The sequence below is a fragment of the Pandoraea commovens genome, from assembly GCF_902459615.1.
In the GTDB taxonomy this organism is placed as follows: Bacteria; Pseudomonadota; Gammaproteobacteria; order Burkholderiales; family Burkholderiaceae; genus Pandoraea; species Pandoraea commovens.
Genome location: NZ_CABPSA010000011.1, coordinates 121,425 through 144,451, shown reverse-complemented (window position 1 = coordinate 144,451; position 23,027 = coordinate 121,425). Strand labels below are relative to the sequence as shown.

The following is a 23,027-nucleotide window of genomic DNA, read 5'->3' as shown; positions in this document are numbered from 1 at the left end:
AGCTGGACTTGCCGGGAGTGTATTTGCTGACGCGGGCTGAGTTGGATGCGGTGCAGGGAGCGCAGAAGGCTGCGTGAGGAATGAAGTCAGAGGGACAAAAAGACGCCGGGCGATGCTCGGCGTTTTTCATGGGGCCAAAGAAAACGAAGTGAGGCGCTAAGGAAAGCGGTGAGGCGTGGGGAAGGACAGGAAACGTGTGGGCGACGGCACGGCCGTCCCGCAGCAGTTGCGGAGCACGTGCGGGGCGGGTGTGGCGTCGCGACTACGCTGGAGAAGAGCGGTGTCGACGGGACTGGTGGCTTTGAGAGAGGAAGCGGGAAGCGGGCGGTGTCGGTTGAGGCACTGGGTGCGTCGAGGGAGACGGACCGGGGCCCCTTTCTGCAGCGAGTTGGGTTTATGTCTGAGCGGCGGAAAGGGGCCCCGGTCCGTTAGGGGGAAGGTGTTAAAGGAAGCACCAAAGAATCAGACAGCAGGCACAACGGCAGTCACTTCGATTTCAACCTTAGCTTCGTCTTCAACGAGATCGGCGACTTCCACAGCGGTCATCGCGGGGAAGTGGCGTCCGATGACGGCGCGATAGTGTTCACCGATAGCGGGATAGTTGGCGACGTATTCGCGCTTGTTCTTGACGTACCAAGTCATGCGAACGATGTGTTCGGGCTTGGCGTTACCTTGCGCGAGAATCGCGACGATGTTCTCGAGGGTCTGACGCACCTGAAGTGCAAAATCATCTGTCTCGAAGCGTTGCTGCCCATTCCAGCCGATCTGACCGCCGACGAAGATGATGCGGCTGCCTGCCGTCATTTCGAAGGCCATGCCGTTGGCGTAGCCGCGCGGTTTTGCCCATTCGGGCGGTTGGAGAACTTGCAGCATCAGGACACTCCTTCAATCACAGAATCGGGTGAAGCAAAGCGGACAATCGCGTCGCGTTGGGCAGGGGGCACGGCGATCGGGGCGGGTTTGCCGCCCTTGCCTTTTGCGACCCAGACCAGCACAAGCGTGGCTTGCAGACGGGTCTCGTCGTTCGCACCGGCGAAGCGGATACGCAGCGTCATGGACGAGCGGCCGAGGCGGGTCACTTCCAGCGAGCGTTGCAGCGTGTCGCCGAGAAAGCTTGGGGCACTGAAACGGCATTCGATGTTTGCCGTGGGCACACCCATGCCATCGCGCAGGTGCATATCGCCGAACGAGAGGCCGAGGCCTTCGGCGCACCAGTCTTCGACGAGATCGTTGATCATTTCGAAGTAGCGCGGATAAAACACGATGCCTGCCGGGTCGCAGTGTTTGAAGCGCACCAGAAGCGGTTTCACGAAAGCGTGTTCCGCGACATCGGTTTTCGTAGTCATTCCGTCCTCCCCTGCCGAAGTCAGTGGGTGCCCACTGGAGCACCCTGAACCTTGTCGTTATCGTCTTGCGGTAATGCTGTATTACTGTGCCATCTGACGCAGCTTGAAGCGTTGTAGCTTGCCGGTCTCCGTGCGTGGCAGCGCGTCGACGAACTCAATTGCGCGCGGGTACTTATACGGCGCGATGTTAGCCTTCACATACTCCTGAAGCGTCTTCACCATCGCGTCGTCGCGGGGCTGCCCAGACTTGAGGACCACGTAAGCCTTCACGATCTGACCACGCGTTTCGTCGTCGGCACCGACCACCCCGCATTCGGCGACCGCCGGGTGCTGCAATAGCGCTGACTCGACTTCCGGACCCGCGATGTTATAGCCTGCCGAGACGATCATGTCGTCCGAGCGCGCCTGATAGTAGTAATTGCCTGCTTCGTCGCACATGAACGTGTCGCCCGGCAGATTCCAGCCGTTCTTCACGTAATTCGTCTGACGCGAGTCGGCGAGGTAGCGGCACCCCGTTGGCCCCTTCACGGCGAGCTTGCCCACTTGCCCCGGGGGTAGCGGTTGCATGTTCTCGTCCACGATCATCGCAATGTAGCCGGGCACCGGCTTACCGATCGCGCCCGGCACCACGTCGCCATTGGCGGCCGAAATAAAGATGTGGATCATCTCCGTGCCGCCGATGCCGTCGATCATCTCGATGCCCGACGCTTGCTTCCAAAGCTGACGCGTCGCATCCGGCAACGCCTCACCGGCGGACACCGTCTTCTTCAGGCTCGAAAGTTCGTACTTACCCACAAGCCCCGCCATCTGACGATAGAACGTCGGGGCGGTGAAACAGATCGTGGCACGGTAATCGGCGATAGCTTGCAGCAGGCTGTCCGGCGTGAGCTTCTCCAGCAATACCGTTGCTGCACCAACGCGCAACGGGAATGTCAGCAAGCCGCCCGTACCGAAAGTGAACGCTAACGGGGGAGTGCCGCAGAAGATGTCGTCAGGTCCCGGCTTCAGCACGTGACGCGGAAACAGATCGCACATCGCGAGCACATCACGATGGAAGTGCATCGTGCCCTTCGGCTGCCCCGTCGTACCGCTGGTGAAGGCGATCAGACAGACGTCGTCTACTGCCGTGTCGCAGGCGTCGAAGCTCGCTGGCTGACGGGCCATACGGGCCTCCAGTGAGTCCTCACCAACGTCGTGGAAATACACCACCTTCGATAGCACCGGACAGAAGTACTCATGCCCTGCCTGACGATTGAATTCCAGCTCTTCCTTCAGTCTGCCGTCACACAACGCCGCCGTTACCTCGGCCTTGTCGACGATCTGCTTGAGTTCCTTCGCACGCAACAGGGGCATCGTAGGCACACCGACCAGCCCGGCCTTGATCACTGCGAGCCATGCGGCCGCCATGAACAGATTGTTTGGGCCGCGCAGCAACACACGGTTGCCCGGCACCAGCGCCATATCGTTGCGCAACACATGGGCGATGCGGTCCACCATCTCGCGCAAACCGAGATACGTCGTGACCGTCGGCTGACCGTTCTCCACCGAGTAAATCGCAGGCGCGTCGCCGCGTCCCTGCGCAATCGCGCGGTCCAGCAAATCGGCAGCGCAGTTCAAGCGCGCCGGATACGCCACGTCCGGATTGTCCAGCAGAAACTCGGGCCACTGATCGGCGGGCGGCAGATTGTCGCGCGCGAAAGTGTCGAGATGTCCAGATCGTTCCATGTGCTTCTCCTTGCCCCCGGTAATCAAGCATGACGCCAGCGCTTCGCGCCCGACGTAGTCCTAGTGCTTCCAAGTGTTATTGCAAGACGCCATGCCATCCCTGTCTCCGTGGGTTGCCACTGCGCACATCCCAAGTCCTGCCGTGTTACGGTCATGGACTTGTCAAAGCATGTCCCGCGTGTCGAATGCCGAATGCCGAATGCCGAATGCGGACGATCAACCGTCCTTGAGCAGTTCGCGCGCGATGATCAGTTTCTGTACTTCCGTTGCGCCTTCGTAAATCCGCAGCGACCGGATCTCGCGATACAGACGCTCCACCACTGCGCCCGACACCACGCCTGCGCCGCCGAACATCTGCAACGCGCGATCGATCACCTGCTGCGCCGATTCCGTCGAGAACATCTTCGCCATCGCCGCTTCACGCGTCGTGCGCTGCCCCAGAACGTCGCGCTGCCACGCGGCGCGGTACGTCAGCAAGGCCGCAGCATCTACCGACGTCGCCATGTCGCCCAATGCTGCCTGCGTCAACTGGAAGTCCGCGAGCGTCTGACCGAACATCTCGCGCGACTTCGCGCGCGCCAGCCCCTCATCCAGGGCGCGACGCGCAAAGCCCAGCGCGGCAGCCGCCACCGATGCGCGGAAAATATCCAGCGTCATCATCGCGACCTTGAAGCCCTGGCCTGCGTCGCCCAGACGCTGTGACGCTGCCACACGGCAGTTCTCGAACTTCAGACGCGCCAACGGGTGCGGTGCACTCACATCGATACGCTCGGCAATCGTCAAGCCCGGCGTGTCGGCGTCCACCACGAATGCGCTGATGCCGCGTGCGCCCGGCGCTTCCCCTGTGCGAACGAACACGCAGTAAAAGTCCGCGATGCCGCCGTTGGAGATCCACGTCTTCTCGCCATTGAGCACGTAATGGTCACCGTCCGGCGTGGCCGAACAGGCCATCGCCGCCACGTCCGAACCGGCATTCGGCTCCGACAGCGCGAACGCGGCAATCGCCTCGCCCGACGCCACGCGCGGCAGATAGCGTTGCTTGAGCGCGTCGCTGCCCGCGAGCGTGATCGCACCGCTGCCGAGTCCCTGCATCGCAAAGGCGAAATCTGCGAGACCGTCGTGACGCGCCAGCGTTTCGCGCAGCACACACAGCGCGCGCGAGTCCAACTGATCCAGCGCACCGCCGTGGCTCGCGGGCACGCAGTACTTCAACCATCCGGCGCGACCCAGTTGGCGCACCAGCGAGACACACGTCGCATCCGTATCCGCGTGATGGTCGACCTTCAGTTCGCGCGTGCACCAGTCGTCGAGTTCCGTCCCGAGATGGCGATGCGCGTCGTCGAAAAACGGCCAGGCCAGAAAGTCGGCATTACGCGCGTTGTGAGGCGTGATATCGCTCATAGGTCAGTCGCCCTTGAACACCGGTTTTTGCTTCGCGACGAAGGCGTCGTAAGCGCGGCGGAAATCCTTCGTCTGCATGCAGATGGCTTGTGCTTCGGCTTCGGCCTCGATGGCTTCATCCACGCCCATATTCCATTCCTGATGCAGCAACTTCTTCGTCACACCGTGCGCGAAGGTCGGTCCGCAGGCGATTTGATCGGCCAGCGTTTGCGCGGCCGAGAGGACCGCACCGCCATCGTGCAACGCGTTGAAGAAGCCCCACTGCTGGCCCTCTTCCGCCGTCATCACGCGGCCGGTGTAAAGCAGTTCGGAGGCCCGACCCTGCCCGATCATGCGCGGCAGCAGCGTGCAGGCGCCCATGTCGGCACCGGCCAGCCCCACACGCACGAACAGGAATGCCGTCTTCGTCTGCGGCGTGCCCAGACGCATATCCGAAGCCAGCGCCACCATCGCGCCCGCACCGGCACAGATGCCGTCAATCGCGCTGATGATCGGCTGCGGGCAGGCGCGCATCGCCTTGACGAGATCGCCCGTCATGCGCGTGAAGTCCAACAGCTCCGGCATGCTCATCTGGGTGAGCGGTCCGATGATCTCGTGGACATCGCCGCCCGAGCAGAAATTGCCGCCTGCGCCCGTCACGACGACCGTCTTGATGTCCGTTGCGTAGACCAGTCCGCGAAACAGATCGCGCAGCTCGGCGTACGAGTCGAACGTCAGCGGATTCTTCTTGTCGGGACGGTTCAGCGTGATCGTGCCGATGCTCGGACGCCCTTGCGCGTCGTTCGACACCGACCACAGAAAGTGCTTGGCTTCATAGTTCGCGAAGGGGCGCTTGTGATGCGCCATCGTCAGTTTCACGTCACTCATTGGCCGATCTCCTTTGCCATCGTCGAGCGGCTCCGGGGCGGCGTTCCCCGCCCATGAAGCCCGACGATCCTGCTCGTTGAAATGACGTTGCGCGGTCAACCGACTGCGCAACGCCCTGAGTCTCTGTCACACACCCACAACACCTAGCCGACCGTCACTTCCCCGCCAGCCACTGCAATCGACTGCCCCGTCACCGCGCCCGCGCCCGGCTGACACAGCCACAGCACCGTATCGGCGACTTCCTGCGGTTGTACGAGGCGTCCCTGCGGATTGCGCTTCGACAGCTCGGCACGCGCTTCGTCTTCGCTGCGTCCCGTCTTGGCGACGATGTTCGCGACCGCGTCGCGCACGATGTCCGTTTCCGTATAGCCGGGACAGACGGCGTTCACCGTCACGCCCTTCTTCGCGACTTCCAGCGCCAGTGCACGCGTCAGACCGACCACGCCGTGCTTGGCGGCGCAATACGCGGTGACGTACGGATAACCGATGAGCCCTGCCGTGCTGGCGACATTGACGATGCGTCCCCAGCCAGCGCTCAGCATGGCGGGCAGTGCGGCTGAAATGCAGTGATACGTGCCCGTCAGGTTGACGTCGATCATCTGCTGCCAGAGCGCGGCGTCCGTCTTGCCGAAGGGCGCGCTCACGGCCTGCCCAGCGTTGTTGACGAGCACCTGTACCGGGCCGAAACGCTCTGCGGCACGGGCAAAAGCGGCCTCGACTGCGGCGGCGTCGGAAATATCCGCCGCCACCCAGCTCACCTCACCCAGCGCGGCCAACGCCTGCACACCTTGCGCAAGCTTTGCCTCGCTGCGACCGAGCAGCGTCACGCGCGCGCCCTGCGCGAGCAGCGAGCGGGCCACCGCTTCGCCGATGCCACGTGCACCGCCCGTCACGAGGGCGTGCACACCACTTAGCGTCGCCGGTGTCGTACCGATGGCGTGGGTGGAGGTTGTCGTCGACGTCATGAACTGTCCTTATTTACCGATCTGTTGAGCGTAGGCGGCAGCACGCTCCAGATTGGTCTCGTACTGACGTTTGCCCGCATAGTACTGCGACGGCCACGGCAGATCCTTGTAGCCGATCTTCGCGGCTTCGTGCAGCGTCCAGAACGGATCGGCCAGATGCGGACGGGCGAGCGCGCACAGATCGGCACGCCCCGACGCGATGATGCTGTTCACGTGATCCGCCTCGAAGATGGCACCGACGGCAATCGTCGGTACACCGGCTTCGTTACGCACGCGATCGGCGAACGGCGTCTGGAACATGCGGCCATAGACCGGCTTCTCTTCCTTGCTGACCTGACCCGACGAGCAATCGATGAGATCCGCCCCGGCGTCTTTGAAGGCGATGGCAATCGCGACCGCGTCATCCGGCGTGATCCCGCCTTCGACCCAATCGTGCGCCGAAATACGCACCGACATCGGCTTGGCCGCAGGCCACACGTCGCGCACCGCGTGGAACACTTCCAGCGGATAGCGCAGACGGTTTTCCAGCGAACCGCCGTACTCATCCTGACGCTGATTCGTCAGCGGCGAAATGAAGCTCGACAGCAGATAGCCGTGCGCGCAGTGCAGTTCGAGCCAGTCGAAACCGGCTTCGGCCGCACGACAGGCAGCTTGTACGAAGTCATCCTTGACGCGGTCCATGTCGGCGCGAGTCATTTCGCGCGGCGTCTGCGAGACGCCATCGATGTACGGCATCGGCGAGGCCGAGATCAGCGGCCAGTTGCCGTCGTTCAACGGAAGATCGATGCCGTCCCAGGCCAGACGCGTCGAGCCCTTGCGGCCCGCGTGCCCGATCTGCATGGCGATTTTGGCGTCGCTGCCCGAATGCACGAAGTCGACGATGCGCTTCCAGGCGTCGCGTTGTTCGTCGTTCCACAAACCGGGGCATCCCGGCGTGATGCGCGCGTCGGGCGACACGCAGGTCATTTCCGCGACGATCATGCCCGCACCGCCCAGCGCACGGCTACCAAGGTGGACGAGGTGGAAGTCGCCGGGCACGCCGTCGACCGCCGAGTACATCGCCATCGGCGACATCACGATGCGGTTCTTGAGCGTGAGTTCGCGTGCACGGAACGGCGTGAACATCGGCGGAATCGCGTGCTGACCGGCAGCGCGTTTCACACCCGCGTGTTCGGCGAGCCAGTCCTCATAGCCTTCCACGTAACCGGCATCTCGCACGCGCAGGTTCTCGTGCGAGATGCGCTGCGAGCGCGTGAGCAGCGAGTAAGCAAACTGTTCGGGGGCGAAGCGCGCGTAACGGTCGACGGTTTCGAACCACTCCGTCGAATTACGCGCTGCGTTCTGAATCTTGAGCACTTCGATGCTGCGGGCGGCTTCGTAGTCGTTGAGCACTTGCGGCAAGGCGTCGATGCCCTGCGCGCCGAGACCGTCGGCCAGCGCGATAGAGTCTTCAAGCGCAAGCTTGGTGCCCGAGCCGATGGAGAAGTGCGCCGTGTGTGCTGCGTCGCCCATGAGCACGACCGGCACGCGCTTACCGTCGACATCCGTCCAATGCACCCAGCGTTCGCAAATGACGCGCGGGAACTGAATCCAGATGGCGGAGCCGCGCAGGTGCTTGGCGTTGCTCATCAGCTCGTGGCCGCCGAGGTACTTCGAAAAGAGGTTTTCGCAGAACTTCACGCCCTCTTCCTGGCTCATCTGATCGATGCCGTGGGCGCGCCAGACCGATTCGGGCGTCTCCACGATAAACGTCGACGTGTCGGCGTCGAACTGATAGGCGTGCGCCTGGAACCAGCCGTGTTCGGTCTTCTCGAAGGCGAACGTGAAGGCGTCGAAACGTTGGTGCGTGCCGAGCCAGACAAAGCGGTTCTGACGCGTGTCGATGTCGGGGCGGTAGGTGTCGGCGTAGCGCGTCCGGATGCGGCTGTTCAGGCCGTCGGAGGCGATCACCAGATCGGCGTTGTAACGGCGCGCGATTTCCTGATCGTCGCTCACGTCCGTCTCGAACACGAGTTCGACGCCGAGGGCTTCACAGCGCGCTTGCAAAATGTTCAGGAGCTTCTTGCGGCCGATGCCGATAAAGCCGTGCCCGCCCGAGGTGATCGTGCGGCCTTCGAAGTGGATGTCGATGTCGTCCCAGTGGTTGAACGCGGCATTGATCTCTGCGGCGCTGACCGGATCGGCTTCCTGGAGGTTGTCCATGGTGGCGTCGGAGAACACGACGCCCCAACCGAAGGTGTCGTAAGGCCGGTTGCGCTCGACCACCACGACACGATGGGAAGGATCGCGCAGCTTCATCAACAGCCCGAAATACAGACCTGCGGGACCGCCACCGATACAGACGATATTCATCTCCAGCCTCCGGATTCACAGATCGCGTCGCGCTAGCCGAGCGGTCGACCTTTGTTAAATCATAAATAGTTTATGCCTAAAATACTAGCGAAAAAAATTTGCTACGGCAAGGTCGGCCGCGTGCCGGGATGCTAGGGGAGGGAAAGCACTTAGGCGAAGGCACTTCCCCAAGTTCCACTCAGACAATTCCGAAAGTGCTCAAGTTGGTTCAATTTCGAAATACTTGTCGCCGCCCCCCTGCCAGAATCGTCGCCGTCTTGTCACTTTTCGATCCATCCACTCTCTGGCTAGACGCCAGGGTGTAAGCCCCCCCGGCTATCGCACGTCGACCGTGCTCGCTGTTGCGCCCTTCTACGCACTCGCTATTGCGTTCGCGCCCGAAACCGCTCATGCGGTGTTCGTCGTGAGCGCGTCGCTGTGCATTGATTCGACCAAAAGTAAGGGCAGCGCAATTCGTGGCATATCCAGATTTTCCGCATCAATCGGCAGTCGTCTCACACGGCACTTGCACTCGTTTTATCACTCAAGCCTCGGCGATCGCCTGCTTCGGCGCGCTCATCGGTGGCTTGACACTTCATCCCGAAATGGCGGTGGCGCAGACCTCGCCGCAGGTCGTTCGGGCTCCCGTTCGGCAAGGGATCCAGGACGCGCAACTGGAGCGACAACGAAGAGACTCGCAGGAACGCCAACATAGAGCCGACGCACCCGACGTCCATTTGTCGGCCCCTACCGACGGCACCGAATCCCCGATCGACACCACGCAACTTCCAACGGAAGCGCCCTGTGTTCCGCTAACCGACATCACGATTACCGGCCCGGATGGCGATGCCTTACCGAGTCGGTTCGCCGCCATCTCGACTGCTCTGAGCCGGTTTGTCGGCCAGTGCGCAGGCACGAAAGGCATTGCGTTGATCGCATCGCTGGCGACCGACGCGGTGTTGGCGAACGGCTGGGTCACAACCCGCGTTTCAGTTCCGGAACAGGACTTGGCCGGTGGCCGCCTGACATTGCACCTCATCGTCGGCCGGATTTCGAGCATCCGATTTGTCGATGACGGCGTGAGAGGCAGTTGGCGATCCGCCTTGCCCCTGCGCGAAGGCGACATCCTTTCGATACACGGACTCGAACAAGGACTGGAGCAGCTAAAGCGCATGCCCAGTCAGGACGCAGACATCCGTATCGAGCCCGGCAAGGGGCTCGGGACCAGCGATGTGTTGATCGACGTGCAACGTCGACGGCCCTGGCGACTGCTGGCCTCCGTGGATAACAGTGGCACCCGCGACACAGGCCGCCTGCAGGGGCAACTGGCCATCGGCATCGACAACCCGCTAGGACTAAACGATCTTCTCGACCTTTCCGCGCAGCACGACTTGTCGACCGGCGACGATCGCTTCGGCACGAAAGGCGGCAGCGTCAGCTATTCCGTACCTTGGGGTTACAGCACGGTTTCGGTCTTTGGGAGCACTCGCACCTACTTCCAGCGTATAGCGGGTGCCAATGAAACCTTCGTGTCCAGTGGACGAAACCAGACAGCCGAACTACGGCTGGAACGCGTCGTGCATCGGGACAGCCGAAGCAAGACGACTGCGGAAGCGCGGATCGGCCGCCGGTTCGGCAAGAGCTTCATCGAAGACTTCGAGATTTCCCAGCAGTACAGGAACAACACGTATCTCCAACTCGGGATTGCCCGAAGGCAGTATCTGGGTGCGGTACAAGCGGACCTGGCATTGAGCTATCGGCAAGGCATGCCGTGGTTCGGCGCACAAGACGACCTGCGTGACCCGGTGACGCACCAGCCGACGCCACAAACGTATCGCTACCGCATGTTTCTCGCCGACATGCAGTGGTCTGCCCCAATTCGACTTGGCGGCGTCCCGTTAAGGCTTACCGGCACGCTTCACGGCCAGACCACGGCCAATGCGCTCTGGGCCGTCGACCAGATGGCAATCGGCGGTCGATACAGCGTACGGGGCTTCACGGGCGATCAAACACTCAGCGCAGCACGCGGCTTCTTTCTCCGTCACGACATCCACGTGCCTCTCGCAACGAGCACTCACGCCGTCTATGTGGGCATTGACTACGGGCGAGTGTTCGGCCCCGGTACCCGCCATCTTCAGGGCACGCAGTTGGCCGGCGTTGCAATTGGACTCAGCGGCCAGATCGGCGCATACGGCGGCCCCTGGGGCAACGCCAATTACGACATTTTCGTCGCGAAGCCCCTTCTCTATCCGTGCGGATTTCCCGTGAACACGGCCGTCGCAGGTCTCTCCCTCGCCGTTCGCTACTGAGCTCAGCCCATGAATACACATTGCTATCGACTGATATTCAGTCACGTTCAACATCAATGGGTCGCTGTCGGCGAAAACGTCAGGCGCGGCAGGACACCCGGGAGCGATCGGAGCGCTAAGCGCCGCACGGCAATTCACCGGCAATCGCGTCGCTCGCCGTCAGGCGTCGCGCATGTGCTGCGGATGTCGTTAATCCCTGCACTGCTAGCCATGGCGCTTCCGGTGACGACATACGCTCAAATCGTCGCGGCCCCGGGCCCGCATGCACCGGGCGTCAGCACGACGCCTAACGGCCTGCCGCTGGTGAATATCACATCGCCCACCGCAGCTGGCGTCTCTCAAAATCAATACCACCAGTTCGATGTCCCCACGCAAGGCGCCATTCTCAACAACTCGCGCACCATCGTGCAGACGCAAACCGGAGGGCTCGTTCCGGGCAACCCCAATCTCGCGGGCGATCCTGCGCGAATTATCGTCAACCAGGTCACGAGCACGTTGCCATCGAACGTTGCCGGCTATCTGGAGGTCGCAGGCCAACGGGCGGAAGTCATCATTAGCAACCCCAATGGCCTGACCTGCAACGGCTGCGGCTTCATCAACGTACCGCGTGGCGTCCTGACAACCGGGTTGCCTGTATTCGGCGGCAGTGGGTCGCTTGAGGCCTTTCGCGTCACCGGCGGTCTTCTGACGATCAACGGGAACGGTTTGAATGGCAGCAACCTTGAGAACACCGCTTTGCTTGCGCGTGCAGTGGAGATCAATGCCGCCGTTCACGCACAGCGACTGGACGTGATCACCGGCCTGAACGACGTCGACGCGGCAACGTTCGAAGTTCGTCACTCGACACAAGCCGAAGGAGGACGGCCGACGTTCGCCCTGGACGTTTCGCGCCTTGGTGGCATGTACGCGGGAAAAATCCGACTGATAGGGACGGAGGCCGGTGTCGGCGTCAATATGGACGGACACGTGGCCGCCAGTCGTGGCGCCGTAGTGCTCAACAATGCGGGGCAAGTTCAGATTGCCGGTAAGTTGCACGCGAGCGAGGACATTCACGCTCGGGCAGATGGAAGTCTCTCCGTTAGCGGAGAGATGATCTCCGACGGAGCACTCAATCTGGCGTCGGCACGCGAGCTCATCAGCGCTGGCACCTTGCGCAGTCGTCACGACATGGCACTGAGTGTTGGCGGCACATGGCGACATACGGGAATCGCCTCGACCGGGCGACACTTCAGCGCACGAGCCGGTGCCGTCGCCTCGTCCGGCATGATCGCCTCAGGAACCAATCCCGATGGGTCAAGCGGCAGTCCGGGAGACGTATCGGTCTCTGCCTCAGGCTCACTGCGATCGAGCGGGACGCTCTCATCGACGGGAAATCTCGAACTATCGGGCGACGCAATCGACCTGTCAGACGCGACGCTGACGGCTCTGTATGGCATGCGAGTCCATGCTCGCATCGGTGACATTTCGATGGTACGGGCCACGACGAGCGTGGGTGACGCGCTTCACATGACGGCGGCAAGAACGATCGACCACGACTCGGCGACACTCAAGACGGCCGCTCTGTTCATGGAGGCCATTGCGTTGAGCAACCGCCGGGGCACTCTCTCTCAATGGGGCAAGTCTCCTGTCCAGATCAAGCTCTCGGGGTTGCTGAACAATCACGATGGTCGAATACAAATCAATGGCCCCGATCTCTCGCTGACGGCGGCACACGTCGACAACACCTCGGGGAAAATCGAACATGCCGGTACCGGCGAACTTCACGTGCGCGCTGCATCCATTGATAACGGGCAAGGCACCATTGCCACGAACGGTGACCTGTCTGCGGTAGCGGACGCATGGCGGAACACGGGCGGCGCAATATCCGCCAAACGTTCGTTGTCTGCGTCGATTCGAGAGGAATTTCGTAACGATGCAGGTCTGATCCAGTCCGGGTCGAAGTTCTCTCTGAGCGCCGACATCGTCGAGAATCGTGGCGGCCGAATGCTCGCCCTTGGCGACGACCTTCATCTTCGTGTACGCGATCGAATTCATAACGCCGCGCTCGACGACACAAAGGGAGAGATTGCGGGGAACGCGAATGTCTTCATTACGACTGCCGACCTCTCCAATTCCGACGCACTCGCGGCGCAGAACTCACTCATCATCGACGTTGCGCGTAGCCTTCTGAACCTTGGTGGCACCATCACTGCACAACACGACGTCACCCTTTCAGTCCGGAACGCGCTCGACAATAGCGACGGATCGATATTGGCTGGCGATAAGTTGGCCTTGCGCGCCGATCAGGTCATCAACGCCCGTGGACAACTGGAAGCACGCTCGCTGTTCGTCGATGCCCGGCATCTCGACAACCGGTCCGGCGCCGTTCGCCAAACAGCGAACCGCCCACATGACGCCTCATCGCTACACGTTGGACAATCGCTCGACAATCGTGGGGGCACGATTCACTTCGGGGCGCACAACGCCAATATCGACGCAGCGGAGCTCGACACCAGCGATGGCGACATTGCGCATGCCGGTTCCGGAACGATCACCATCACAGGAGCATCGATAGCCAATCGCGGCGGACGTATTCGAACCAACGGCGACTTACAGCTGGATAGCGGCGAGATTGCAAACGGCCGGGGGCATCTCAGCGCACTTGGAAGCATGACAGTGGACACCGCTCACGGGCTGGATAACACCTCCGGTCTGATCGCGGGGAAACGTCTCTCGCTCAACGTCGGCGGGGCGCTCAACAATCACACCGGCCTCATCGAGGCCAACGACGCCCTTTCACTTGACGCACAAGCATTCGACAACACTGCAGGCAGACTCCAGAACGCGGGGCAGGAACTGACGAAAATCACCGTTCGCAACGCGTTGAAAAATACCGATGGTGGGCAAATCGCCACAAACGCAGACATTGAACTTGGCGTTGGCACGTTCGATAACCGCGGCGGCCAACTGAGCGGAAACACGCTCGTACTGAGAGCGTCATCCGACGTCATCAACGATGACGGACACCTGATCGCGCTTAAGGGACTGAGCGCAATGGCCGGTGGTGGATTTTTCAACCGTTCGGGCCTGGTGAACGTCCACGACATATTGATGCTCGCCGTCGAAGGCGACATCGACAACGGCTCGGGGCGTTTTGAGATCGGAGCGCCCAACGGCCGCATGCAGATGTCGGGACGACGTCTGGACAACGAAAACGGTAGCCTTCTGAATGCCGGCAATGGTGCTATCGACATCGTGCTTCGCGAGCGGCTACGAAACGTCGCATCCTCCCGAAGCACAGCGAATCGGGGGGGCAATATCGCCGGTAACGGCGCAGTCAGCGTACATGCAGGCGGCGTCGACAATGTCGATGGGGCTCGCATCGAAGCCGGGACCGCGTTGATCATTGCGTCGACCAAGGACATCAACAATCGACGGGGACGGTTAAACGCCAACGAGGAGATAACGGCGTCTGCGGAGGGTGACTTCGGGAACGTCTCCGGGGAGGTCCATTCCGGCACCGCGCTCAAATTGAAGACGCGTGGTGCGCTGGACAATACGGACGGAAGCCTCGAGATCGGCCCCGCCGCAGCCAATGACTCGACGACTGCGAACAGCGTCGTTTCGATTACCGCAGCCAGCATCGACAACATCAATGGCCGAATTGTGAATGGCGGGCAAGGAGATCTGACCCTCGTGTCCGACTCACTTACCAACGCCAGGACAAGCGACGCCCCCCGATCTCATCCCACAGGACTGATCGGCGGCAACGGACGTCTTTCCATCACGACCTATGCCCTGACAAACGGGCCGTCCGCACAAATCACATCCGGCACAGGCCTGGCGTTAGCGATCAAAGATACGTTGATCAACGATGGCACGATCTTTTCCAATGAAGACCTCATCCTGTCCCGGCAAAACGGCGAGCAAACGGGAAGTTTCAACAACAGCGGTGTAGTGCAAGCAAGACGTGACGCGTCTCTCGCGGTCGAGCGGCTGGACCATAAAAGCGGCGAGATTTCCGTGAATCGGACGCTGGGCCTGCGGACGAATCAGTTGTCAGGCACCGCCAGATTTCGGGCGGGCGGCGACATGAACATCGCACTGCCTGGCGACTTCGTCTACGGCCCGAACCATATCTGGCAAGTTGGCGGAAATCTGACCCTCGGCGTAGGAGGCACGCTAGGGATCCATGGCTTGCTGGAAGCCAACAAGGTACTGACGGTCACGGCGATGCGGGTATTGAATTCGCAGGGCGGTCGCCTCCGGGCCAGTTCGGTCCTTGTCGACGCTTCCGGCGATTTCATCAACGAAACACGTGTCGACGGCGACGACATCCGACTGCGTAGCACCGCGTTGCGCAATACGGGATCTATCCTCGGCCATCGTATTCGGTTCGACGGCGCACGTCTTGAAAACACGGGTGAACCGGCGGTGATCGCTGCGACGCAGCAGTTGGACATCTTCGCGAGCGGTGAAGTGGTCAACCAAACCGGCGCCACGCTGTTCAGCCTTGGGCAGATACGCATCGCGGCCGGTGACTCCCTCGATGCCGAGGGCCTCCTCACCGAGCAAACCGCCCGGCTCGTGAACCGCTCCGCAACTATCGAAGCCGGTGGCGACATCGATATCGCCACGCGCGATTTCATCAATGATCGTAGTTACATCAACGTCACCGAAGGCGAACACGAGAGCGCGACGCAGACCGTTCGCGACGTCTGGATTGCGGGATACATCGCCCTACCCGACCCGAATAGCCGCGAGAGGTGTGCCGCACATACCGGCAGCGCGTGCGAAGAATTGCCCACCGTTCATACGAGCCACAGCCTGAGCGTAGACGGTGAGCCTCCATTGATCGGAACACCGCACATCGAAATCGATATCAACGGACGCACGATCAAGACGACGAAGCTCATCCCGAATCCGCGGAATCAAAGCTTCACCCAATGGCGTTGGGGTCGCGAGGCGCGCGCGGCGCATTCGGCAGAAAAAATTCGGGCGGTCGGCGCGCCGATAAGTGTCACCATTCCAAAGCGTGGGCTGACTGCACTCGATACCGCAGGGAAAACGTTCTCCCTTGAAAAGCCAATCATCGAGGTATCGCTTCAACGCGGATCGTTCTCCGAATACGACACCCGAAACATCACCCGCAGCGCGGTCCAGCATTTCGAGTCGATAACGGATGACGGCCACGGAAACTGGATTATCCAATTCTGGCCAGACTACGACCCTGCCAAACATATCTTGCCGACGGTCGTCGACCAGTCGGACCAGGCGATCTCGGGCGCTCCGGACGAGGGGGTGCGAATCTTCCGGCGAGGGCACGGCATACGCGATGGCCGCGATACCAATGAGTATCGCCGCAGTCTCACCGTCCATAGCCGAACCGACGTATTGGGTGATGTGGCTGCCCCGGGCGTTATCACATCGCAAGGTACGATCCGACTGAACGTCGATAACGGTACCGCACTGAATCACGCGTCGACGATAAGCGCGGGCGGGGACCTGAAGGTCCGCGGAAACGACGGGCACATTACGAGTCGCAGTGTCGGATTGAAGCGCGTCGAACGGATCGAGCAGGTGTCAGACCTTTACTGGCACGAAAAGAGCGGGAACAGCGACTCATGGCGCACCTCGGTCAGTCTTCCTGGCTCCGAGCGGACGACCGTCGTCGGCGGGCTTTCGAGTCTCATATCGTCGAATCAGGCAACCCGAATTCGTGGTCGCGACATCACGATCGAGACAGCCGCCATTGACGGGACGGTCATTGGAAGCCGAAGCACCGACAGCGGCGTGAACGCGTCATCCAGAGTCTCCGTGAATTCCAATGTTGAGTCCGTCTCCGCCTCAACTCGGGCGTCTGTTGATACGCTGAACGAGACTGTGACGCGCCCCGAGGCCGTGGGTGCGATTCAGACGCTCGACGCCATTTCCGGCGGTATTCCGGGGATCACTCTGCCAAAAAGTGCGCTCTTTCAGGTGATCTCTGCGCCCGACCATCCCTACCTGATAGAAACCGATCCGCGATTTACCGAGCGCGGCACGCTAGTTTCCAGCAACTACATGCTCGATCTGCTCGGCATTGACCCGTCGGCTGTGGAGCGGCGCATCGGGGATGGCTTCTACGAGGCAAAGCTGGTCCGGGAGCAAATTCTCAAGCTGACCGGGCAAGCTGTCGGAGGGAAAGACGATGCGGTAATTCGGAATCTGTTGGCGCAAGGTGCTCGGGCTGGACGCGATCTGGAGCTTCGTATTGGCATTCGATTGACCGCCGAACAAATGAAGGCGCTCACGGACGACATCGTCTGGCTTGTGCGGCAGACCGTCACGCTGCCGGACGGGACAACACAAGAGGTCCTTGTTCCTACGGTTTATCTCGCCCATGGAAAGCGCGTCACCATGCAGCCCGGGGGCGCATTGGTCTCAGGTAACGACGTCCTCATTGAGGCAACAAATCTAATCAACAACGCGGGTCAGATAGCCGGGCGCACCAGCACCCGATTAACGGCCGACGACGTTCGGAATCTCGGCACAATCGGCGGCGCGGGGAACAAAGGAAAGGTGGAGGTCGTCGCGGCGCGAGACATGACCAATATTGGCGGCGATATTTCGGGACGGGACGTGGATGTCAGCGCTGGACGTGACGTCGTCTTCGAGAACGCCTTCAACACCTTCGAGTGGCGCAAAGGGTCTCAAGGCGGTGCGACGACGTCCATCGAATCTCTGGGCAACGTGTCCGCGACCCGATCCGTATCCGTTACCGCAGGTCGAGACCTGACCGTCGTCGGGGCGGCCATCGATGCGGGCGAGGATCTGAAGCTGACAGCCGGACGCGACATCTCATTGGGCGCGAGCGCGTTGCAACGAGACTTCGGCGGTGGCACGCAAGACAACCACAATCAGACGCAGATCAAAGAGCACGTGGCATCGCAGATTACTGCCGGTGAACATGCGACGCTGATCGCAGGGCGCGACTTGACAGCATCGGGTGCACACGTTGGTGTGGATGGAAATATCGCCATCGTCACGGGCAGAGACGTCAAGGTCGATGCCGTCTTGGACAGCATTCAGGACGCCGGGCGCGTTCGCAGCAGTTCGTACTCCACCGAGGTAGATAGTTACGAAGAAACCGCCCGAGGAACGCAATTGTCGGCTGGCAAGGGAATCGGCATAGCCGCCGGGCAAGCCGCAGCGTTGAGTCGACTGCTGGAGCAACGAGGCGTGAGCGCCTACGTGTCGACGGACAAATCCGGCACGGGTGACGTCACCATACTCGGCGCCTACCTCAGCGCCGGTGGCGACGCGCCTGATCGGCCCACGACGAAACCGGCTCCGGGCCGCGCAGGCAAATCCGATATTCAAATCACGGCGACTGGGGACATCACCGTCGGGGGCGTTGCCACGCAATACGACGACGTCCGCTGGACACAACGAACGAGCAACGGTCTTCTGTCATCGACGACGGAGACCACGCATCGGGAGCGTCACGGAACACGCACGACGGGGAGTACGTTGTCCGGGGATGCCGTTTCCTTGATGTCGGGGCGGGATATCGCCATTGCGGGTAGTCACGTCATCGCTGACAACGATGTCGTATTGGGCGCCCGACGGAATATCGACATCTCGTCCACGGAAGACCGCGGGACTTCACTGTCCTCCTCCGAAAAAACGACCACCGGTGTTTTCGGAGGTGGCACGAGTTTCACTATTGGCAGCCGAACAGAGAAAGACAGACAGCAACGGGAGCAGGTGAATCGAACGGGAAGCCTCGTTGGGGCGGTCAATGGCGACGTCATGGTTCGTGCAGGCAACGATTTCCGGCAGGAAGGCAGCACGGTTCTCGCGCGCGACGGAAGCATCGAAATCGCCGCCACGCGCGTTGCCATCGTCGAAAGCCAGGATTCGGAGAAGTCCGTTCATGAGCGGGAAGTCAAGCAATCTGGGCTGACGGTCGCCGTATCGAGCCCCCTCCTGAGCGCCGCTGAGACGCTCGGCCAGATGGGCAAGGCCGTTGGCAAGGTGAACGATTCCCGCATGAAGGCTCTCGGTGTCGCCGCCGGGGGGCTTGCGATCAAGAACGCCGCAGACAGCGTCAAGAATCTACAGGACGCGGCCAACGTCAATATCTCCGTCACCGTCGGAGGATCGAAGCAACAGAGTCGCGAAACGAATGACGGCACGACGTCAACCGGCTCGACGGTGCGAGCGGGACGCAACATTACTATCAGCGCCACAGGCGACGGCGATCAATCGTCGATGCAGATTCGGGGGAGCGCGATTGAGGCGGGAGACAACGTGACGCTCGCTTCGGACGGCGCGCTCGACATCCTCGCGTCGACCGATACGGCCGAGCACCATCGAACTTCCAGCGGGGTATCTGGCGGCATAGGACTGGGCATTGCCCTGGGGACAAAAGGCTCGACCATTGGTGTCACGGCCAACGCAAGCCTGTCGCGCGGCAAAGCCGACGGCTCGGATGTGACGCATCGATCGAGTCACGTCAAGGCGGGCAACGTGGCCGAAATCTCATCGGGAGGCGATACCAATATCCGCGGCGGGACGGTGAGCGGCGAGCGAGTCATCGCGAGGGTCGATGGCGATCTGAACATCGAGAGCCTTCAGGACACCAGCCGTTATCAGTCAAAAGACCAGTCGATCAGCGGGAGCGGAACGGTGGGTTTCGGCGGGGCGTCCGGCAGCATCAACGTCAGCCATCAGCAAATCAACAGTGACTTCGCCAGCGTCGTAGACCAGGCGGGAATTAAGGCGGGAGATGCGGGTTTCGACGTGACGGTCAAGGGCAACACCGACCTGACGGGAGCGGTCATTGCATCCACGGAAAAAGCGGTCGACGCGAATAGGAACCGTCTGAAAACTGGGTCGTTGACGACGCGTGACATCGAGAACCACGCAGAGTACGACGCCTTCGGTATCAGCTTGGGCGGTGGCATCAGTACGGGCGGTGGCGACAACGCAAAAGTCGGGACCGACCAGAAGGGAGATGCTCAGACCGGTGCTAACGCGACGCCGGGCACCGAACTACCGAAAACTGGTCCTGTCAGCGTCGCTCCACCGATAGTTGTAGCGGCTGGCGACAGCGCCTCCAGCGTCACCCGAAGCGGTGTAAGCGGGGCTGTGATCGAGATTACTGACGAGGCAAGGCAACTCGACCTGACGGGTAAGACGGCGGAGGAAGCGATAGCGGACGTCAATCGTGACGTGTCGTCGGATCGGGACGGGAGCAACGCTCTCGCCAACAAGTTCGACAAGGAGCAGATCGAAGCCGGCTTCGAGATCGTGAGGGCGCTGCAGCGCGAAGTCGGGACGTTTGTGACCAACCGAGCGAAGGAATTCGAGGCGCTGAAAGAGGCACGTAAGAAGGAGACGGATCCGGTGAAGATCGCGGCGTTGGACGGACAGATTCAAGACGCGGCGAAGTGGGCACCGGGCGGACGCTACCGTCAGATAGTCACGGTGATGGCGGCGGCGGCAGGTGGAAACGTCACGGCAGGGACTGGCGAATTCCTGCAGCGGGCGGCCGTCGGCTATTTGCAGACGTTAGCGGTGGAAAAAGTGAAACAGATCGCCGACAGCCTCGAAAGCGAATCGGCTCGCACTGCCCTGCACGGCATCGTCGGCTGCGCCGGTGGAGCGGCGTCGGGAGGCAACTGCGGCGCGGGTGCAATGGGCGGCGCGGCAAGCGTCGTGCTTGGCAACTTGCTCAATCAGATAGCCGACACGCGCAATGACGAATTGCCGCAGCAGGACAAGGAGGCCCGGATGAATCTCATTGAAAGCGTTGTGGCAGGCATCACCGCCGGGACGGGCAATGACGCCACGACAGCGAGCATCGCGTCTCGGTTGGAGTTGGAGAACAACCAATTCACGCTCCCCTTGGGCACGGCAAAGTCGGGATCGGCCGGAGCCACACTTGCCGAACAGATGATGCAGAACGGGGCCTCCGTAGAAGAAATTCTTTCGGAACAAAAGAGACAACTTGAATGGGAAGGAAACGTTTTGCCTCAGCCGGGAACCGCACTCGTGGAACACGCGGTAACTGTAGCAGCGATAAGCCCGGTGGCCGTCGTGGGAGCAGTGGCGACCGCCTCTGCGGCGGCCGGAGGTGCCGTAATAACTGGAACAGCCAATGCTGTCGCCCAGCAATTGGCTAAAGGTGAGGTGGAAATAAAGGATGCGGCCATCGCGGCAGGGATAGGAGCAATATCACAAGGACGGGGCATTTTCACCACCGCCTCCGTTTCCGCTGCTGGAGCGGCTCTTGGAGCATCAATCAAAGGGGACGATCCGATCAATGCCGCTATTCCTGCGGGAATTGGCGGCGCGGCCGGAGCTAGTTTCGGCAACTTCCTCGTAAAGAATCTTGCATGGCTAATTGGAAATAAGATTTTCGTTGAAATATTCGGCGCAGTCGGCGGCTCAGCAGCATCAGAATTTACAACCAATACAGTTGATAAAAAAATAAAAGGCATAGAAACATCAAAATGAATGAAAAAAAACTATACCGACCAACCGCAAAGATACTTATCTACTTGATCATCATAAGCTCATTTATTTTCACAACCATATTAATCATAGCAAACATATTTATTCTAATAATTTTTATAATAAAAACAGGAAAAAATGTCATTGATATCGATGACGTGATTTTATCTATAAAAATCGGCACCTCCTGTGGATTCATCGTTGGATCAGGCATTTGGATATCAGCAAAAATCAGCGAGATGACCGAAAAAAAATAATCTTCCCCGAAGGGTGATGATGCGCGCGTTGGAAGGACGGATTCAACACGCCGAGAAGTGGGCGGCGGGTGGAAACGTCGCGGCAGGGACTGGCGAATTCCTGCAACGGGCGGCCGTCGGCTATTTGCAGACGTTAGCGGTGGAACAGGTGAAACAGATCGCCGACAGCCTCGGGAGCGAATCGGCTCGCACTGCCCTGCACGGCATCGTCGGCTGCGCCGGTGGAGCGGCGTCGGGAGGCAACTGCGGCGCGGGTGCGATGGGCGGTGCGGCAAGCGTGGTGCTTGGCAACTTGCTCAATCAGATAGCCGACACACGCAATGACGAATTACCGCAGCAGGACAAGGAGGCCCGGATGAATCTCATTGAAAGCGTTGTGGCAGGCATCACCGCCGGGACGGGTAGTGACACCACGACAGCGAGCATCGCGTCTCGGTTGGAGTTGGAGAACAACCAATTCACTCTTCCGCAAGGCGTAGTGAAAGCGGGTGCTGCTGCGGCCTCGTTAGGCGAATTCATGAGTCAGAACGGCGCATCTGCCGAGGAGATTCAGAAGGCACAAACCGATCTGCTCGAATGGGTCGGTACCGACGTACCGCAGCCAGCAACGCTGCTTCTAAAGAATTGGGCAATTTTGATGGGCAGCGCACCAGCACTCGCGCCGGGCGCTGCTACTGCAACCGGCATGGCCGTAGGCGGCACGATCGGTGGAACCGCAAACCTACTTGTTCAGAAAGCGCTCAACGGTGAGCAAGAGATGAGTAAGGTCGATGTGCTCATTGCGATTGCGACGGGGGCTGCGACTCAGGGGCGGAGCATCATTACGACGATCTCTATTAGCGGTAGCGGCGCCGCCCTTGCAGCAGAAATTAAGGGGGAGAGCCTGCCCAACGCGACCGCCGGAGCTGCATTGGGTGCTACAGCTGGTGCACAGTCGGGAAAGGCTGTATCTCAGTTTGTAAAGGGGCTTGTAACGAAGGACTTGTCAAACACGACTGCTGCAATTGTGGGGGCTATCGTTTCCGAAGTCGTCTCCGCGAAATCAAACGACATCATGTCTTCGGAGAAGGATGATGAAAAAATTTATGATTGAATTATCAATAATAATCAAACTAATTACCTATCAATCATTGACCATCTCAATCATAACCGCAATTATTAAATTCTCAGTGGCCGCCTATTTTTTCCACAAAACAGGAATTCTACATTTTAATGAGCGCGACATGTTTTCTTCAATTAAGGTCGGACTCTCCGCTGGACTGCCACTAGGTTTTGGTTTGTGGATTTTGAATGAGATTGAAAAATCAAGAAACGATGAATAACAAATACACGACCAAAATCACA

10 protein-coding genes and 1 pseudogene are annotated in these 23,027 nt (G+C 60.4%); 4 read left to right on the top strand and 7 right to left on the bottom strand.

What is annotated here, in order from left to right; genetic code table 11:
* Window positions 1–462: 462 nt before the first annotated feature.
* From PCO31010_RS24360 to PCO31010_RS24330, 7 genes are all read right to left on the bottom strand, one after another.
* Window positions 463–870: a RidA family protein gene (locus tag PCO31010_RS24360; protein ID WP_039402674.1), complete on the bottom strand. Its 408-nt coding sequence runs from the start codon at window positions 868–870 to the stop codon at window positions 463–465.
* A 2-nt stretch (window positions 871–872) separates the two neighbouring features.
* The gene (locus PCO31010_RS24355; protein WP_150666526.1) at window positions 873–1,346 is read right to left on the bottom strand and encodes an acyl-CoA thioesterase; all 474 of its coding nucleotides are present in this window, start codon (window positions 1,344–1,346) and stop codon (window positions 873–875) included.
* 81 nt (window positions 1,347–1,427) lie between these two features.
* A complete protein-coding gene (locus PCO31010_RS24350) occupies window positions 1,428–3,071 on the bottom strand; it encodes an AMP-binding protein (RefSeq protein WP_150666525.1) in 1,644 nt (547 codons plus the stop codon).
* A 216-nt stretch (window positions 3,072–3,287) separates the two neighbouring features.
* Window positions 3,288–4,472 carry an acyl-CoA dehydrogenase family protein gene (locus PCO31010_RS24345; protein WP_150666524.1) on the bottom strand — a complete coding sequence of 395 codons (1,185 nt, stop codon included), beginning with the start codon at window positions 4,470–4,472 and terminating at the stop codon, window positions 3,288–3,290.
* A gap of 3 nt (window positions 4,473–4,475) precedes the next feature.
* Window positions 4,476–5,339, bottom strand: coding sequence for an enoyl-CoA hydratase family protein (locus PCO31010_RS24340; RefSeq protein WP_150661506.1), 864 nt, complete (start codon window positions 5,337–5,339; stop codon window positions 4,476–4,478).
* A gap of 143 nt (window positions 5,340–5,482) precedes the next feature.
* A complete protein-coding gene (locus PCO31010_RS24335) occupies window positions 5,483–6,304 on the bottom strand; it encodes an SDR family NAD(P)-dependent oxidoreductase (protein WP_150666523.1) in 822 nt (273 codons plus the stop codon).
* Window positions 6,305–6,313: 9 nt separating this feature from the next.
* Window positions 6,314–8,656 carry a bifunctional salicylyl-CoA 5-hydroxylase/oxidoreductase gene (locus tag PCO31010_RS24330; protein ID WP_150666522.1) on the bottom strand — a complete coding sequence of 781 codons (2,343 nt, stop codon included), beginning with the start codon at window positions 8,654–8,656 and terminating at the stop codon, window positions 6,314–6,316.
* Between the two features lie 455 nt (window positions 8,657–9,111).
* On the opposite strand from PCO31010_RS24330, the gene PCO31010_RS24325 reads away from it, so the two are divergent.
* The 4 genes and pseudogenes from PCO31010_RS24325 (at window position 9,112) to PCO31010_RS24315 (ending at window position 22,776) form a co-directional block, all read left to right on the top strand.
* Window positions 9,112–10,944, top strand: a complete 1,833-nt coding sequence (locus PCO31010_RS24325; protein ID WP_150666521.1) for a ShlB/FhaC/HecB family hemolysin secretion/activation protein — start codon at window positions 9,112–9,114, stop codon at window positions 10,942–10,944.
* 9 nt (window positions 10,945–10,953) lie between these two features.
* Window positions 10,954–11,070 (top strand): annotated as a pseudogene (locus tag PCO31010_RS27225) (ESPR domain-containing protein); the annotation flags it as partial.
* An 84-nt stretch (window positions 11,071–11,154) separates the two neighbouring features.
* Complete coding sequence (locus PCO31010_RS24320; RefSeq protein WP_246184760.1) at window positions 11,155–21,429, top strand: two-partner secretion domain-containing protein; 10,275 nt, start codon at window positions 11,155–11,157, stop codon at window positions 21,427–21,429.
* Window positions 21,430–21,699: 270 nt separating this feature from the next.
* Entirely contained in the window at window positions 21,700–22,776 is a 1,077-nt protein-coding gene (locus PCO31010_RS24315; protein ID WP_150666519.1) for a hypothetical protein, read from the top strand.
* Window positions 22,777–23,027: the final 251 nt, after the last annotated feature.